Raw genomic sequence first — 16,097 nt, forward strand, 5'->3', positions numbered from 1 at the left:
ATCGCCGAGTCAATTCCTATTCTAGTGTTACTCTCTTTTCGAGACTACCCCCAGAACACAGAAGGAAACGACGTATGAACGAAACCATCCTTGTCACCGGCGCCGCCGGGCAGCTCGGCCAGCGTGTCATCCATCATCTCATCGAGACCTATAAGGTCGCTCCCGGCAGCATCGTGGCGGCTACGCGCAGCCCGGAAAAGCTCGCCGAACTCGAAAACAAGGGCGTCGTCACCCGCAAGGCCGATTTTGATGACGCGGCAGGCCTGGAGAAGGCTTTCGCCGGCATCGACCGGCTGCTAATCATCAGCACCGATGCGCTGGATACCCCCGGCAAGCGCCTCACCCAGCACAAGGCAGCCGTTGCCGCTGCCGCTAAGGCAGGCGTCAAGCACATCGCCTATACCTCGATGCCGGCGCCGGACGATTCGCTCGTCACCTTCGCGCCGGATCATCTCGGCAGCGAAAACGCCATCAAGGCAAGCGGCATCGCCTATACGATCATCCGCGACGCCTGGTATCACGACAATTACCTGCACGGCATGCCGCACAACCTGCAGGGCGGCAAATGGTACAGCGCCACGGGCGACGGCAAGGTCTCGACCATTTCGCGTGACGACTGCGCCCTGGCAATCGCCGCCGCCCTTGCCTCCGGCACCTCCGAGAGCGCCACCTATACGCTGACCGGCGCGCAATTGCTCACCAACCGGCAGATCGCCGCCATCGTCTCCGATGTCGCCGGCAAGCCGCTCGAGGTGGTCGACGTCAACGACGAGCAGCTCGGCCAGGGCATCCGCGGCGCCGGCCTTCCCGGTTTCGTCGCCGACATGCTGGTTTCGGCCGACGCCAACATCCGCGCCGGCAAATTCGACATCGTCACCGGAGACTTCACCAAGCTGACCGGCAAACAGCCGCAGCCGCTGAAGGATTTCTTCGTGGCGCACAAGGCTGCGTTGACGGCTTCAGGCAATGCCGGAGGCCATTGAGCTTTCCGCTCATCCCTGCGCTCGCGGCAGGGATGAGCGGACTCCGATTCTGGACACTGGATCCCTGATCACATCAGATGTGTCGCTCACCGCACCGACGCGCAGGGTCGCCCCTCAGAATTGCGAAACGAAGCCAGGCGGTTTTTCCCTGAGGTCAAGTCCGTATTCAAGCTCGGCCCGCATCCAGAGCACGCCGCTTTCATAGGGATCGTCGGACATTGTCTCAGTTCGCGCGTCGGCGACATTGCTGTCAGCCCAGTTCTTGACACACGCGACGCTCTCGCGTTTCCGCTCATTCCGATCGATTGCACACCATTCTCGTCCTTCGTCGAGCGGAACCCATGCGAGACCATCCCGGAAACAGGTGATGGCCCGATATTTCGGCTCGACGACAGTGTTCCCGGCGGCATCCTCAATGCCCCAAAGCAAGGTTCCGTTCGAATTCCTCGAGACGCGCTGTCCGCCGTCGGGTCCGCAACGCAACTTTGATCGCCGGTCTTCCAGGCGGCGCGGCTCGGAGACTTCACGTCCTGATGCGTCGATCCAAAACTTCCGCCCATCCTTCGATACCGCATAGGCACCGGAATCGGGCTGCAACTCATCGAACTGCGGAGCGAGGGCTAACACACCGTTGGCGTCCAGTATTCCCCATTTGCCCTGAACATCGACGCCGGCATAGCCACCGCTGAAACCAGATTGGCTCTGAAATGATGGTGGATCGACAAGCAGTTTACCGTCCTGCTTGAGAAACCCCCATTTTCCATTGTACCGAACCGATACGGGGAATTCGCAGGTCATGTACGTGTTGTCAAAAAGATACGAAACGGTCGGCTTTCCATCCGCTCCGACGACCTGAATAAGGTTACCGCGGTGGATGAATTTGAGACCCGAAGGACATGCCGCCCACGCCTTCCCGTCCTCCGGGTCGGGCACCAGATCCCCGGCCCGGTTGAGCCCGATCCACTGGCCGTCCACCGATACCCTGGCCACCTCACCGGAATAATCCGGCAGTCTCGCATCGTCAAACAGACGACCGCCAAGCAACCGTCCCGCCTCGTCAAGGACGCCCAATTTCTGGTCTTTGGCCACACGGTAAAACCCGTTTCGATGATCCTGGATCCTAAATTGCTGTGGGGCGAGAATAGTTTGGCCGTCCCGGCCGATCACGCCGCATTGGGTGGCGTCGGCCCGGTCACGTTGGCTGGACTGTCCTTTGTGTCCGGCCGAACCGCCATAACAGACAATTGCTCTTCCTCCACCGAGTTTGCTGGCTGTTTCGAAGCGAGGCTCGACCTTCCAGGTTCCGTCGGGAGCAAGCAATCCGTATCGTTTATCTCCCGGCTGAGCTGCCCAAACGAAAGTGCCGAATTCGAATTCTTTAATGGCCAGCTCGTCCTTCAGTATCTTTCCTGAAGGCAGATCGACGAGCAGATAGGGTCGATCGCTCCTCTCAAAAAACAGTTCCCCGAACATAAAACGCAGGAAGCCGAAAGAATCCGACGCGACCGCTTTGCCGGGACGAACGAGCGCCGCCCCGGCTCCGAATGGAATGGCACGCGCATAGTACGGCAACAGCAGAAACTTGCCCGTTCTGTCGATAATTCCTGCCTTGTCAGCGACCACCACTTCGGCGTGGCCTTTGCGAAATCCGCGGGCAAGGTCGAACGCAGGCGCGATCACCATCTCGCCACTCGAATTGATATAGCCGAATTTCCCCTCGGAGCGCACGGCGGCCAGCCCCTCCGAGAAAGGAAGCGCAACTTCGAACTTGCGATCAATCCGCGGTTCTAACGTCGCTCTGTCGATATAGCCGCAAAGAGCGTAGACGCCGCCGCACCTTTCCACCCATCTTTCCGGCCGGGGATCGGCCACGCCGGTTCCAACGGAGCAGAGCAAACTCGCCCATGCCGCCGCGACAAACATAAATTGACGTGTAGCAACGCTCACCCTAACGCCCCCCGGTTGAAAGAACTAGGAGATGCTCGTGTGTTGGAAATATGGCCAATCCGCAGGTCGGAGGTCATGAGTACAGGAATCCAGCGCCTTCACCCCATGAGCACGGGAAACCTTTGCAGCGTATCAAATTAGTTGCCGCCAATACGCAAGAAGGAAACAGCCCTTCCTTAAACCGCCTGCCCACAAGCCCGGCAGAACCGCCGCACCGTCTCGGCCATGCCGTATTCCAGCGCGTCGGCGGTCAGGCCGTGGCCGATCGAAACCTCGGCAAGCTGGGGAATGCGCTTCACCAGCGCCGGCAGGTTTTCGACGGTCAGATCGTGGCCGGCATTGACGGCAAGGCCGATCGCCAGCGCCGCATCCGCCGTCCGTCCGAGCGCGTCGAGGATCGGGGCCGCCCGTTCCGGCGCGTCGTAGCAGCCGCCATAGGGACCGGTATAAAGTTCGATCCGGTCGGCGCCGACCGCCTTGGCGATATCAATGGCTTCAGCATCGCCATCGCCGTCCGCAAACAGCGACACGCGGCATCCCATCGCCTTCAGCTGCGCGACGGCATCGGTCAGAAATGCCCGGTGCTTGCGGAAATCCCAGCCGTGATCCGAGGTCGCCTGGGCGGGATCGTCGGGCACCAGCGTCACCTGCTCCGGTGCCGCCCCGGCGCAGAGTTCGAAGAACTCCTGCGTGGGATAGCCCTCGATATTAAACTCGGCCTCGGGGAATTCGTCGTCGATCAGGTTGCGAATGACCGGCAGGTCGGAAAAGCGGATGTGGCGCTGGTCGGGGCGCGGATGCACCGTCAGGCCGCTGGCGCCGGAGGCAAGCGCAATGCGCCCGAGCGCTTCGACGCTCGGCCAGAGCAAATCGCGCCGGTTGCGCAGCATGGCAATGGCGTTGAGGTTCACAGAGAGGTTGGCGGGCATGGCTGATATCCATCGGTGCTGAAACAAAGGCCCCTGCTTTTAAGCCAAGTGCCTTGAGATGACCAACGAGATTCGCAGATGGATGCGATGCCGATTGTTGATGGCCATCGCTGTCGGTGGGGGTATTCACCCGCCCCGGCGTACCGCAAACAGTAATTCCCGTCGCCTTTGAAGACGGCCGACCGATGCTGCAATGCAGCGCGTGTTTTGCTGCAGCACACCCAGAAACCCGGGCAAATCACGTCGTCGCGTTGCTATCCCATTTAAAAGAGATTACTTTTAGCACTTATAAAAAAGATCGTTCACGCATAACGTGGACATTGTATAGCGTAAACGTAGGCCGCGTACTGCTTCTTTCCCAATGACAAGAACGCCAGAGGAAAACCCCACTCGCCGCGCCTGGGAAGCAACTGGCAAATCCGCATGAGGTGCAACACTATGCCCTAGGAGGGTTCATGCCAGACGGTTCCAAACGCCTGTTTGCTGCCGCCGGTAACGCTTCGGAGGCCCGGTCAAAATACCGGTTCCTGCCTTCGGCCGCGCTGCCGCCGGATCTACCGGATGGTCCGGTGCCCATTGCCGATATGGCCAACGCATTCGGCGTTACGCACAGGACGCTGCATTTCTACGAAGAGAAGGGGTTGGTTTCGGCCAATCGCATCGGCCTGATGCGGGTCTACGGACAAGACGATGTGATGCGTATGGCGGTCATCACCGTCTGCCGTGAGACCGGAATGCCGATCGCCGTCATCCAGGAATTGATGGACGAGCTTCGCAAGGCCGAGTCGCAGGAAAGAGCCGAGGCGATGTTCCGCGAAGCGCTGCAGGTGCGCAAACGCGAGCTGACGGCCGAGATGTCGACCCTGCACCGCCAGCTCCAGCAGGTCGGCGACCTCCTGGACTATGACGCCAGTGTCGAAGAGCCGCCGTTGAACGACAACCAGGACAGCGCAAGCCTGACCCCGCAGGAGCGGCAGTGCCTGGAGCTGATGGCGGAAGGTTATTCCACCCAGCGAATCGCCCGAGCGCTCGACCTGAAACACGACGAAACCAGGGATCTCGAAGCCGGAATCATCCTGAAATTCCGCGCCAACAACCGCTTCCAGGCGATCGCCAAGGCTGTTCTGCTCGGCATCGTCCAGGCATAACCACGTGCAAGCCTGACGCACGTCGCGTGCAAGCCTAACGCACGCCGCATGCAAACTTGCACGCATCATTCTCGACGGCCGCCACCGTCGACTTCCCGCCCAAGATCGCCAGGCGCGATCGAGGTCAGCGCACGATCGTCAGCGTCTCCGCCGCGCGCGTGATCGCGGTATAAAGCCAGCGTTCGCGCGTATCGCGAAAGGCCCAGCTCTCGTCGAACAGCACGACGTCGTTCCATTGCGAGCCCTGCGCCTTGTGAACGGTAAGCGCATAGCCGTAGTCGAACTCGTCGTAGCGTTTGCGGGTGTTCCAGGGGATCTCGCCTTCGACATCCTCGAAGGCCTGTTTCAGGAGCTTGATCTTGGCAGCTCCCCGGTCCATGTCGTCGTCCTCGGGCCGAACGAGGAGATTGATGCCGGGCTTCGTCGTTTCCTTGGACGAGGTCATCACCTGCCAGAGCGAGCCGTTCAGCAGGGCCTTGGCGGGATCGTTCCGGAGACAGACGAGCTTGTCGCCGGTCTGCGGGTAATCGGCATTGAAGCCTTTCAGCTCGCGCAGGCGCTGATTGTAGCGCCGCCGGGTCCTGTTGGTGCCGACGAGCACTTGGTCGGCATCGAGTACCAGCTGCTGCGTCACCTCGTTCTTCGAGATCACCTTGGCCGTGCCGTAATCGCCGTACATCACCTCATTGCCCTCGCGCACCTGCATGGCGAGCTTGATGATCGGATTATCGCGCGCCTGGCGATGGATATCGGTCAGCAGGTAATCGGGATCCTGATTGGTGAAGTAACCGCCGCCGGTGACCGGCGGCAGCTGGCCGGGATCGCCGAGCACCAGGATCGGCGTGCCGAAGCTCATTAGATCCTTGCCGAGCGCCTCGTCCACCATCGAGCATTCGTCGACGATAATCAGCGCCGCCTTGGCGACCGGGCTCTGCCGGTTGATCGAAAACATCGGTGCGATCGAAGTCTTGCCGGTCTCTTCGTCCTCCACCGCTTCCTCGCCGCGCGGGCGGTAGATCAGCGAATGGATCGTCCGGGCGTTGGAGGCGCCGCGCGAGCGCAACACTTGTGCGGCCTTGCCGGTAAAGGCCGCAAACAGCACATCACCGTCGACATTCTCGGCGAAATGCTTGGCAAGCGTCGTCTTGCCCGTTCCGGCATAGCCGAATAGGCGAAAGAGCGGCGAACGCCCTTCATTCAGCCATTTCGAAACAGCCTTGAGGGCTTCGTCTTGTTGCGGCGCAAATTGCATGATCGGACGACTTGGCAGGATTCGCGGGCGTTAGGCAAGGCGGAAAACGGCAAATCGCGCGGCGGGACGATCATCCGTTCTACTGCCAGCCCATGCCGCTCGCGCACATAGACGGGTCCCGCCCGATCGCGTCGGTCAGAAAATCCAGAACCGTCTTGACGCGGAGCGGCATGTTGCGCCTCGAGGGATAGACGACCGTGATCGGCAGGCGGCTTGGTTGAAAATCCTCCATCAAGGGGATCAGCCGGCCATCGGCGATATCCGGGACGGCGATGATATGGGAGAGGACCGCCAGGCCCGCGCCGGCAAGGGCTGCCCTGTGAATGGCGACGGCGCTGCAGGCGGTCAGGCGCGGCGAAATCCGAACCGAAATGTCTTCCGAGCCATTCGAGAACGACCAGGTGGAAGCTCCGCCGGCCCTGTTGTAGCACAGACATTCGTGCTCCCTGATGTCTTTCGGCGCCCGCGGCGCTTCCTTGCGCGCGAGATAGGTGGGTGATGCCACAAGGAAAGCCGTCGTCCAACCTATCCGCCGGCAAACGAGGCTGCTGTCAGCGACCGAGCCCAGCCGCACTTCGAGGTCGAGGCGCTCCTCGATCATATCGGAGCTTTGCTCCCTGAGGAGCAGTTCGACCGAAAGCTTCGGATGGACGGCAAGAAGATCGCCCAGCCGTTCGCTGAGATAGAGGCCGAGCGGCGCGGGGACGCTGAGTCTGACCTTCCCCGAAGCCATGGCCCCATCCGATCCGGCCGCATCGCCAAGTTCCTCCACCGCTTCAAGAATCCTCAGCGCCATCGGCAGCATCCGTTCCCCCTCCGCCGTCAGCGACAGGCCGCTCGTCGTGCGATGTAGGAGGCGCGTGTTGAAATGGCCTTCAAGGGCTGCGACCTGCCGTGAAACCGCCGGCTGTGTCACGTCGAGATCATGCGCCGCCGCTGAAAACGAGCCCGTCTCCACGACGCGTTGGAAGGCTCGCAATGCCGAAACGATATCCATCCCTGCCCCCTCATACTTTTGCGCATAGGCCTTATGCAGCCAAACTAAGCGAGAATGGCTTTACAGTCCAGCAATTAAGGATATCTTATATCCATAAGGATACTAAATATCCTTAATTAGAGGAGAGATGACATGAGCCAGCGATTGAACTACGCCCAGCAGTCCCCCGAGCTTTTCAAGAAATTCATGGAATTCAGCATGGCGCTGAAGAGCAGCGTGATCGACGAGAAGCTTCAGGCCCTCATCGAGATCCGCGCTTCACAGATCAATGGATGCGGCTTTTGCCTTGACATGCATGTGAAGCAGGCAAAGATCCATGGTGAGACCGAGCTCAGGCTCCATCACGTCGCCATCTGGCGGGAATCCAACCTGTTCGTTCCCCGCGAGCGCGCAGCCCTTGCCTGGACCGAAGCGCTGACGAAGCTTCCCGAGGGCGGCATTCCCGACGAGATTTACGAACGGGTTCGCGGCCAGCTTTCCGAAAAGGAAATCTCCGATCTGACCTTTGTCGTCATGGCCATCAATGCTTGGAACCGCGTCAATGTCGGCTTCAAGACGGTCCCCGGCTCGGCCGACAAGGCCTATGGCCTCGACAAATCAGGCTTGAACTAAACCCCACAATTCATTGAGAAGATTCACCTTTGACGCTGTCGCACCCCGGCAGCGAACGGAGATCTGTTATGAAAATCGTTGTCATCGGCGGAACCGGCCTCATCGGTTCAAAGACTGTCGAACGCTTGCACAAGCGCGGGCATGACGTGATTGCCGCCTCGCCGAACTCAGGCGTCAATACGATCACGGGAGAAGGATTGGCGAACGCGCTCTCGGGCGCCGAAGTGGTGCTAGACCTTGCCAATTCGCCATCTTTCGAAGACAAGGCCGTGCTCGAATTCTTCGAGACCTCGGGCCGCAATCTTCTCGCCGCCGAGAAGGTTGCCGGGGTAAAACACCATGTCGCTCTCTCCGTCGTCGGTACCGAGCGACTGCAGGAAAGCGGCTATTTCCGCGGCAAGCTCGCTCAGGAAAGACTGATCAAGGCGTCTGGTATTCCCTACACCATCGTGCATTCGACGCAATTCATGGAATTCCTCGGCGGAATCGCCCAATCGGCAACGGTCGGCCAGACAGTTCGCCTGTCGCCGGCCTATGTCCAGCCGATCGCCTCCGACGACGTCGCCGACGTCATGGCGGATGTGGCGCTCTCCGCGCCCGCCAACGCCACAATCGAGATATCAGGTCCGGAACGGGCGCGCCTGAGCGAACTCGTCGCCCGATATCTGAAGGCGATGAAAGACCCGCGTACCGTCGAAGCCGATCCGGAAGCGAAATATTTCGGCGTCCGGCTCAACGACCAGTCGCTCGTTTCCGACGACAGCCGCAGCCTCGGCTCGATCACCTTCGAACAATGGTTCGCAAAATCCGCCCAGCCGAAGTGATTTGCGCCAGGACGCGGCCGCTCAGGCGCGTCCTGCTCATCCAAGCAATATGGAGATTCCAATGATCAAAACCTCAGTCCTCGCCGCCGTCGCCCTCGCCTTTCTGACTGCCACCGGCGCCAGCGCCCACGACAACAGCAAGTCTGCGAAGGTCACCCTCGTCTATGAGCACGAGCTTCCGAACGTGCCGGGCAAGAGTATCAAGGGCGTGCTGGTCGAATATGGGCCGGGCGGCTTCTCCGAAGGCCACACCCATCCGGACACGGCCTTCATCTACGCCACCGTGCTCGAAGGAGCGATCCGCAGCCAGGTCAATGACGGCCCCGTCAAGGTCTATCATGCCGGCGAGAGTTTCTCCGAAATGCCGGGCGACCGGCACGGCGTCAGCGCCAACGGCAGCGAAACCAAGCCCGCCCGCCTGCTCGCCGTCTTCGTGGTCGACACCAACCAGAAAGAGCTGACCTATCCCCTCAAGAAGTAAGTGGCCGCCAAACCCGTCCGCGCGGGCCGATGCTTGCGCTGGCGGCCGACATGCTGAATCATACGCCGCCCGCCCCTCCCGGAGACAAAGACAGATGATCTACGACGCGCTCTTCGGCAAGCCTCTGATATCGCTCATAACAGTCGGCTTCGCCGGGATCGTCGTCTGGCACCTGCTTTCCCGCCAACGGCCCACGACGCGGCTGGTGGTGCAGATATTCTTCTTCGCCGCGATGACTTTGATCCTCGTCGGCAGCGGCATCGAACCCCACCGGTTTCAAGGATATGAGTCCGAGGATCCGCAGGCCCTGCTCGTCATCGTCGCGAAAACGCTCTGGTGGATTCATTTGGCATGGGCCGTCATCGGTTTCATCAGGCTGTATCTGGTGCTGGAAGGCAGTCCACGAGAGGCTCGCCTGCTCCAGGATCTCGTCATTGGCGTCGTCTATATCGGCATGGCCCTGTCCGTTCTGGCCTTCGTCTTCGGCGTGCCGATCGGCACCCTCGTTGCGACCTCGGGCGTCGTCGCCATCATTCTCGGCCTTGCGCTGCAGAGCACGCTCGCAGACGTCTTCTCCGGCATCGCGCTGACCCTCGGCCGGCCATACATCATCGGTGACTGGATTCTTTTGAGCGACGGCACAGAGGGACGCGTCGTCGAAAGCAATTGGCGTGCGACGCACATCCTGACCAGCGCAAACAATCTCGTCGTTCTGCCGAACAGTTTTCTGGCCAAGCTCGCCGTGACGAATGTAAGCCGGCCGGACGAAAGCCATCTGCTGATCCTCACCATCCGCATCGCCCCGACACGGATGCCGGCATCGGTCCGCCAAGTGATGTTGTCGGCGCTCGCGAGCTGCAATTCCATCGTGCGCGAGCCGCCGCCGGTCGTGGCGCTGAGGGGGCTGGACGCCACGGCACTGGAGGTCGAGCTACAGTTCCGGGTGACGAGCCCCAGCCAGCGCGCGACGGCGCGAAACGAGGTGCTCGATCTCGTCTACCGTCACTGCAAATCGGCCGGCCTGCTTTTGGCCGTTCCGGCGGCCGCCTCGGTCCTGACGGGCGATCTGCCGACCGAAGAGAGCGCACGGGCGCCCCGCGTAACGCCGCTCGAACTGATCGAGGCCATACCGATCTTTGCGGCGCTGACGACCGATGAAAAGCAGAAACTCGCCGAGACAACCGCCGTGCGTGAGTTCCGCAAGGGCGACGTGATCGTGCGGGAGGGCGAAATGCTGCCGTCCCTGATGATGGTGCGGGCCGGCATTATCGCGGCGCGGCACGGAGATTGGGAACGCGGGCGGCTCGCGCCGGGTGATTTTTTCGGAGAAACCGGACTGCTCTCCGCCATGCAGGAAGTCTGTACCCTGGAGGCTCTTACCGCCGTGACGGTCTATGAAATCGATCAGCAGGCCTTCGCGCCGCTGCTGAGTGAGCGTCCGGCGCTGGCGGAAGAAATCGCCGAAGACCTCGCCCTCCGCGCGGAGCGATTCCGCGACGATGCCGCCCTGCCCGCCGAACCCGCCCACAGCGCGCGCGCTATCCTGAAAACCATCAGGACAATCTTCAGGGCCTAGCGCATCGTGCTTTCCGAAAATCGAAATCGATTTTCGGAAAGCACGATGCGTAGATTCAAAGTGTTACAGCGTCCTTTGCGCGTCTAATACGACCCGCGGCGCTGTAATCAGCCGGCGCGCTTGAGCACCCATTCGAACGTGCTCCGCCAGAGCTCGGGGGGCACTTCCTCGGACAAGGTGCCGACCAGATCGGAAAGCCGGACGCGTCTCAGCGTATCCCGCCAGGCCTCGTCCGCCGCCCACATAACGCGCGCGACCGCGCAGGGCTTGCTGTCGCAATATCCTTCGGCCCGGCAAGGATTGTTCGCCCGGATGTTCGTGCAGGTGAAGCTCAGCGTTTTGCCCTCGACCGCCTCGACGATGTCGAGGAAATTGATCTCCGAAGGAGGGCTCGCAAGCCTGTAGCCGCCAGTCGGGCCAAGCGTGGTCTCGACCAGCGATGCCTGCGAAAGGCTCTGCAGCGCCTTGGAGAGATATTCCTTCGGCAGACCATGAAGCTCTGCGAGCGCCTTGGTGGAAAGGTACCTGCCCTCGGGCAGGCCTGCGAGAATGGCGCAGCAGTGGAGCGCCCACTCGACCTGGCTTTTCAGGATCATTCAGCAACTCGCGTGATGGCTGTTTCAGGATGCGAATTAAGGATATACGCTATCCGAAAACCGGCATAATGTAAATGACCGCGCAAACCGGCCTTCGCCCCTGCCCGCGGAATATCGGCACGGGCTCGCGCGCCTCCTGCCATAAAACTTTCCATGCGTTGGGAACAAAACCGCCTCGTCTCGTGTCTCATCTCAGGCATCGCAAAATTGCATGCCCAATCTCAAGGAGAGACATCATGAAATCCGTGAAATTCCTGTTCGCCGTGGCGGCTGCCGCCCTTGCCGCCACCGCTGCTTTCGCAGCCACTCCAGTCAAGGAAGTCGAATCCGCCAAGGGTAAAGTTCTTGCCGGCAAAGACGGCATGACCCTCTACACCTTCAAAAAGGACGCCAAGGGGGTTTCCAACTGCAACGACGATTGCGCCAAGAACTGGCCGCCGCTGATGGCCGCTGGCGGTGCCAAGGCTGATGGTGCATATTCTATCATCGACCGTAAGGACGGCACGAAGCAATGGGCCAAGGACGGCATGCCGCTTTATTACTGGGTCAAGGACAAGAAGATGGGCGACATCACCGGCGATGGCGTCGGCGGCAACTGGAGCCTTGCCAAACCTTGATTGTAGAGGCCTTGATCGAAGGGGCGGTCATTACAAGAGAGCGGTCGGCGTGAAAACACCCGCACCGGAAAGTTTCGAGGGCCAGATCCTGGCCCTCCTCCCCTCGCTCCGGCGCTATTCGCGCAGCCTGACGCGCTCGGATGCCGATGGCGAGGATCTGCTCCAAGACTGTGTCGAGAAGGTGCTGGCGCGCCGTGGCCAATGGCGCGGCCTCAATCTGCGCGGCTGGGTCCTGACCATTATGACCAATCTCTACCGCAACGGCCGGCGCGGCAAGGCGCGCGACGCTATCGTCGAACTCGACGCCGCAGGGGACATCGCCGCACCCGAAACGCTGGCCGATCCGCTGGAGCGCGCCCGGCTCGACAACGCGCTGAACAGCCTTTCGGAGGAGCGCCGCGCCGTGCTGATGCTCGTGGTCATCGAGGGATACACGTATAGCGAGGTTGCCGCAGCCCTCGACATCCCCATTGGCACCGTCATGTCCCGGCTGTCGCGCGCCCGCCAGCGCGTCGCCGAGCGGCTGAAAGCCGATAACATCATTACGCTTCGGAGGCCGAAATGAACGAAGCCAACCCGATCGTCACCGAAGCCGATCTCCACGCCTATGCCGACGGCCAGTTGCCGCAAGCGGCGCGCGCCCGGATCGAGGCTTACCTCGCCGACAACCCCGACGAGGCGGCTCTGGTCGCCGAATGGCAGGCGCAGAATAGCAGCATCCGGTCGCTGTTTTCAGGATATGAGAAAGCGAAGGGCACGGACACCCTGCTCGTCTCGCCCCTGCGCAGCGTCTCATCGGGGCGGAAACGCCTGGCGATCGCCGCCGCCGCCCTCGTCGTCTTCGCGCTCGGCGCCGTCGCCGGCCACTACGGCCCGGCTCTGCTGGAAAGGCCGGAGCTGCAGCTTGCCGGCTCCGAAACCCTGCCGAAGCAGGCTGAGACCGCGTTCATGGTCTATGCCGCCGAGGTTCGCCATCCGGTCGAGGTCTTCGCCGACGAGGAGCTTCATCTCGCCACCTGGCTCGGCAAGCGCCTGGCCATCCAGAATCTGAAGATCCCCAATCTGCAGCCGCTCGGCTTCAAACTGGTCGGCGGCCGCCTACTGCCCGTCGATGGCCGACCGGGCGCCATGTTCATGTACGAGAACCAGGCAGGCGAACGCCTGACCGTCATCGTCGGCCGCAACACCGAAAACCGCACGACCAGCTTCCGCTTCGCCTCATCGGGCAATCTCGAGACCTTCTACTGGATCGACGGCGAACTCGGTTATGCCGTCACCGGCGAAATCTCCAGGCAGGCGCTGCGTAATGTTGCCGAGGAATGCTACCGGCAGTTTCCGTCCTAGAGCATGTCTCGCAAAAGTGTGCCGCGGTTTTGCGATAAAGACATGCATAAAAACAAAGACCTAAAGCGTGACAACCGAATCTGAAAGATCGCGACACGCTTTAGAGCAACTCCAGGAAAAGTGCGAAGCGGTTTTCCGGCCGAAATTGCGTAAAAACAAAAGACTAGAGCGGTTCTGCGCTTCCGTTGAACCGCTCTACAGATCAGCGCAGCGGATCGTTGGTAAGTTCGATCGGCTGCCCGTGCGGCGTGGCTTCGGCAGCCCGCTGCCAGCTCTGCTGCAGGTCGAGGATGACGGATGCATCTGCTATGTCGCGGCTGACGAGCAGCTCGGAAAGGGCCGCCACCCAGCAGTCGAAATAATCGCTGCCATCTTCGGCACGGCCGGGCGTATGCAACTCCTTAGACAGGACCTCAGCCCATTCGCCCCAGGCGAATAGCCCCTTCTCATGCAGATGCACGGTCATAGCGAAAGCTTCCGCCGCCCAAGGCTCGGGAAAAATCGGATCACCCTCCGACGACCTCGGCAAACCTGGCGATTGCGCCAGCTGAGACGGCGTCTCACAAACGCTCAAGATAGCTCTCCCACGCATCGATGGAGACCCTCAGTGATGGATCCGCCCCCTCGCCCCAGATCTCGCCGCCGTCGAAGACGACTGTGTAGAGCCATTGCGGATTTTCGCCGCGGCCATGCGCGTTATCGTCGGGGAAGACGAAAGCCCCTTGCACCGCCTCGACGACACCCGTCTTGGCGCGCGCATAACGTGGCAGCCGCGTATGCGTGGCCGGATTGAAATTCTTCGTCCTCACCGTCTCGCCGACCGCGAAGAGCGGCGTCGTCCCGATCGGACGATCGCAAGGTCCGCCTTTGGCCAGAGTAGCGGGCACCATCTCCGCCTTCAGCACCCGCTTCGGCGCCGCACCGCCCTGCTGGGCATGGCCTGACTGCAATTCCGCGCGCGTCGCAAAGCCGTGCCGTTCGAGCAGCACCTCGACGCCGCGGATCCAGATCTCGTAATAGCTGGCGGCGAGGTAGTCGGCCGGCGGAATATTCTCGCGCACATGCCGGCTTTCATCGATCGTCCATGCGCCGAAAGCCCCGCAGGAAAGCGTGACGCCGAGCGCCCGCTTTTCCCATTCGGCGTGGAAACAGGGTTCGTCCTTTTCCGGCGCGACAGGACCAAAACCCATCTGACCACCGAGATCGTGCGGTCCGTTCATGCAGGAGCCTCCGGGCTTCGGGCGACGGCCGTGCCGATCATTGCATCGCGGCTGACGAGATCAGCGAGAGCTGCCTCGTCTATTCCGTCCGTGCCGTCCGGCCGTTCGGGAATGACGAGATAACGCAGCTCCGCCGTCGAATCCCAGACGCGGATCTTCTTCTCCTTCGGCAGCGTCAGCCCGAATTCGGCAAGCACGCCGCGCGGATCGATCACCGCGCGCGAGCGATAGGCCGGCGCCTTGTACCAGACCGGCGGCAGGCCGAGCACCGACCAGGGATAACAGGAGCAGAGCGTGCAGACGATGAGATTATGGGTCTCGGCCGTATTGAAGACGGCGCGCATATGCTCGCCCTGCCGGCCGGTATAGCCGAGGCTGGCAATCGCCGCCGTCGCATCGCGCTTCAGCCACTCGGCGAAATCGGCATCGCTCCAGGCCTTGGCAACGACATGCGCACCGTTCCTCGGCCCCACCTTCGTCTCATAGGTCTCGACAATCGCATCGATCGCCGTCGGGTCGATCAGACCCTTCGCCGTCAGCAGCGTTTCCAGCGCTTTGACGCGGGCTTGCATGTCGGAATAGTGGTTGTCGTGGTCATGGTCGTCGTGGTCATGACCTGCATGATCGTCGCTGTGCCGCATAACGCTCTCCCGAATAGGCGGCTGGATCTTAGGCGCTGGTCGGATGGCCGCCAAGTGCGTTTCTCGTAAAGATGCCGCCAGGCGAATAGGGATTGGTTAAGCAAACCATCCTTCACCCCGCCGATATAACCAAACATTAATGGCTTCATCTTCAGATTGCACCGCATGAAAACTCCGACATTCGGCCGAAGAACCAATCCGCCCGCCTCTTCCTCCTCCTCTCAGGCAGAGGAAATAAAGATCCGTGCGCAAAGCGCTGTGCAGGACGATCCGCGCCCGAACGAGGCCGGCAATCCTTTGCAAGGCCCGAGGCTCGTGGCCCGCGCCCTCCTCGACCGGATCCGTCAGGAAATCGCCGAAGACGGCCGTTTTCGGATGATCGATCTATTGGCGGCGCTCGGATCAATCGGCGGATTCTCTTGTGTTCTTGCCGCACTCAATGTGGCTGAAGCAGGGCAATGTCGCGACGGCGCCGATCTAGTCACCATGGAAACAAGGGATGGATCTCGCTACTACGCTGGCAATCTGCCGAATGCTTTCCTGCTGGAAAGCCATGATTCTCTGCTGGCGCTGACCTATGGCGCCGCCGGAAACCAGGGCGCGGTTCTGTCGCAAGAGACGGTCCTCGATACGTTTCGCCATGTCGCGGCCACCATCGGCGATCCGCAGTTCGGCAGGCCACGGTTGGCGCAAGATGATCAGCCCGGCGCCCTGCCCATCAGCTATGTCAGGCGCCTCTGGCCGATTGCCCGGCAGGTTCTGGATATGAACCATGTCCCGGTCCGGCGGCGGCCGCTGGCGATCGGCATGGCAATCGAGCTTGCTTTCGCGATCGACGAGCAGCCGATAGACCCGCTACTGGCAGCACAAATCGTGACCGAATGCGCCGTTCCCATGGCAAAAATCGATCCGCGTAAAATTACTTGAGGT

At 61.2% G+C, this 16,097-nt stretch carries 18 protein-coding genes; 10 read left to right on the forward strand and 8 right to left on the reverse strand.

The genetic code is table 11. The annotated features are described in order from the left end of the window. Nucleotides 1–74: 74 nt before the first annotated feature. Nucleotides 75–983, forward strand: coding sequence for an SDR family oxidoreductase (locus tag HJB84_RS08940; RefSeq protein ID WP_207581055.1), 909 nt, complete (start codon nt 75–77; stop codon nt 981–983). Nucleotides 984–1,097: 114 nt separating this feature from the next. Here the strand turns inward: HJB84_RS08940 and HJB84_RS08945 are convergent, their stop codons facing one another. After that, the gene (locus HJB84_RS08945; protein ID WP_246762675.1) at nt 1,098–2,930 is read right to left on the reverse strand and encodes a WG repeat-containing protein; all 1,833 of its coding nucleotides are present in this window, start codon (nt 2,928–2,930) and stop codon (nt 1,098–1,100) included. Nucleotides 2,931–3,106: 176 nt separating this feature from the next. Beyond that, nucleotides 3,107–3,859 (reverse strand): pyridoxine 5'-phosphate synthase, encoded by a 753-nt coding sequence (locus HJB84_RS08950; RefSeq protein ID WP_221115747.1) that lies wholly within the window; start codon nt 3,857–3,859, stop codon nt 3,107–3,109. 455 nt (nt 3,860–4,314) lie between these two features. On the opposite strand from HJB84_RS08950, the gene HJB84_RS08955 reads away from it, so the two are divergent. Next, nucleotides 4,315–5,007, forward strand: a complete 693-nt coding sequence (locus tag HJB84_RS08955; protein ID WP_221115748.1) for a MerR family transcriptional regulator — start codon at nt 4,315–4,317, stop codon at nt 5,005–5,007. A gap of 124 nt (nt 5,008–5,131) precedes the next feature. Here HJB84_RS08955 and HJB84_RS08960 read toward each other — a convergent pair whose 3' ends face one another. After that, nucleotides 5,132–6,259 (reverse strand): ATP-dependent RecD-like DNA helicase, encoded by a 1,128-nt coding sequence (locus HJB84_RS08960; RefSeq protein ID WP_221115749.1) that lies wholly within the window; start codon nt 6,257–6,259, stop codon nt 5,132–5,134. 79 nt (nt 6,260–6,338) lie between these two features. Beyond that, nucleotides 6,339–7,256 (reverse strand): LysR family transcriptional regulator, encoded by a 918-nt coding sequence (locus HJB84_RS08965; RefSeq protein WP_221115750.1) that lies wholly within the window; start codon nt 7,254–7,256, stop codon nt 6,339–6,341. Between the two features lie 132 nt (nt 7,257–7,388). Here HJB84_RS08965 and HJB84_RS08970 point away from each other — a divergent pair, with 132 nt between their 5' ends. The 4 genes from HJB84_RS08970 to HJB84_RS08985 all read left to right on the forward strand — a co-directional run bounded on the left by HJB84_RS08970 (nt 7,389) and on the right by HJB84_RS08985 (nt 10,749). Next, complete coding sequence (locus tag HJB84_RS08970; RefSeq protein WP_221115751.1) at nt 7,389–7,868, forward strand: carboxymuconolactone decarboxylase family protein; 480 nt, start codon at nt 7,389–7,391, stop codon at nt 7,866–7,868. Between the two features lie 68 nt (nt 7,869–7,936). Continuing rightward, nucleotides 7,937–8,692, forward strand: a complete 756-nt coding sequence (locus HJB84_RS08975) for an SDR family oxidoreductase (RefSeq protein ID WP_221115752.1) — start codon at nt 7,937–7,939, stop codon at nt 8,690–8,692. A gap of 61 nt (nt 8,693–8,753) precedes the next feature. Then, nucleotides 8,754–9,173 carry a cupin domain-containing protein gene (locus HJB84_RS08980; protein WP_221115753.1) on the forward strand — a complete coding sequence of 140 codons (420 nt, stop codon included), beginning with the start codon at nt 8,754–8,756 and terminating at the stop codon, nt 9,171–9,173. Nucleotides 9,174–9,267: 94 nt separating this feature from the next. Continuing rightward, nucleotides 9,268–10,749 (forward strand): mechanosensitive ion channel family protein, encoded by a 1,482-nt coding sequence (locus tag HJB84_RS08985; RefSeq protein ID WP_221115754.1) that lies wholly within the window; start codon nt 9,268–9,270, stop codon nt 10,747–10,749. A 107-nt stretch (nt 10,750–10,856) separates the two neighbouring features. Here HJB84_RS08985 and HJB84_RS08990 read toward each other — a convergent pair whose 3' ends face one another. Then, nucleotides 10,857–11,345, reverse strand: a complete 489-nt coding sequence (locus HJB84_RS08990) for an Rrf2 family transcriptional regulator (RefSeq protein ID WP_207581063.1) — start codon at nt 11,343–11,345, stop codon at nt 10,857–10,859. A 236-nt stretch (nt 11,346–11,581) separates the two neighbouring features. Here HJB84_RS08990 and HJB84_RS08995 point away from each other — a divergent pair, with 236 nt between their 5' ends. Genes HJB84_RS08995 through HJB84_RS09005 form a run of 3 tightly spaced genes read left to right on the forward strand, consistent with a single transcriptional unit; the run spans nt 11,582 to nt 13,306 of the window. After that, the gene (locus tag HJB84_RS08995; protein ID WP_207581064.1) at nt 11,582–11,962 is read left to right on the forward strand and encodes a hypothetical protein; all 381 of its coding nucleotides are present in this window, start codon (nt 11,582–11,584) and stop codon (nt 11,960–11,962) included. A gap of 49 nt (nt 11,963–12,011) precedes the next feature. Continuing rightward, nucleotides 12,012–12,527, forward strand: coding sequence for an RNA polymerase sigma factor (locus HJB84_RS09000; RefSeq protein WP_221115755.1), 516 nt, complete (start codon nt 12,012–12,014; stop codon nt 12,525–12,527). Beyond that, nucleotides 12,524–13,306: an anti-sigma factor gene (locus HJB84_RS09005; protein WP_221115756.1), complete on the forward strand. Its 783-nt coding sequence runs from the start codon at nt 12,524–12,526 to the stop codon at nt 13,304–13,306. The genes HJB84_RS09000 and HJB84_RS09005 overlap by 4 nt, the downstream gene beginning before the upstream one ends. 202 nt (nt 13,307–13,508) lie before the next feature. On the opposite strand, the gene HJB84_RS09010 is transcribed toward HJB84_RS09005, so the two are convergent. From HJB84_RS09010 to nthA, 3 genes are read right to left on the reverse strand one after another with little or no spacing between them, the layout of a single operon-like run. After that, nucleotides 13,509–13,880, reverse strand: a complete 372-nt coding sequence (locus HJB84_RS09010; protein WP_207581067.1) for a nitrile hydratase accessory protein — start codon at nt 13,878–13,880, stop codon at nt 13,509–13,511. After that, nucleotides 13,867–14,526: a nitrile hydratase subunit beta gene (gene nthB / locus HJB84_RS09015; protein WP_221115757.1), complete on the reverse strand. Its 660-nt coding sequence runs from the start codon at nt 14,524–14,526 to the stop codon at nt 13,867–13,869. The genes HJB84_RS09010 and nthB overlap by 14 nt, the downstream gene beginning before the upstream one ends. Then, on the reverse strand, nt 14,523–15,167 hold the full coding sequence (gene nthA, locus HJB84_RS09020) for a nitrile hydratase subunit alpha (RefSeq protein WP_221115758.1): 645 nt from the start codon (nt 15,165–15,167) through the stop codon (nt 14,523–14,525). Before nthA ends, nthB begins: the two co-directional genes overlap by 4 nt. 258 nt (nt 15,168–15,425) lie before the next feature. On the opposite strand from nthA, the gene HJB84_RS09025 reads away from it, so the two are divergent. Next, nucleotides 15,426–16,094 (forward strand): hypothetical protein, encoded by a 669-nt coding sequence (locus HJB84_RS09025; RefSeq protein WP_311044993.1) that lies wholly within the window; start codon nt 15,426–15,428, stop codon nt 16,092–16,094. The last annotated feature ends 3 nt before the right edge of the window (nt 16,095–16,097 follow it).

It is taken from the genome of Rhizobium sp. NZLR1b (assembly GCF_019685155.1).
In the GTDB taxonomy this organism is placed as follows: Bacteria; Pseudomonadota; Alphaproteobacteria; order Rhizobiales; family Rhizobiaceae; genus Rhizobium.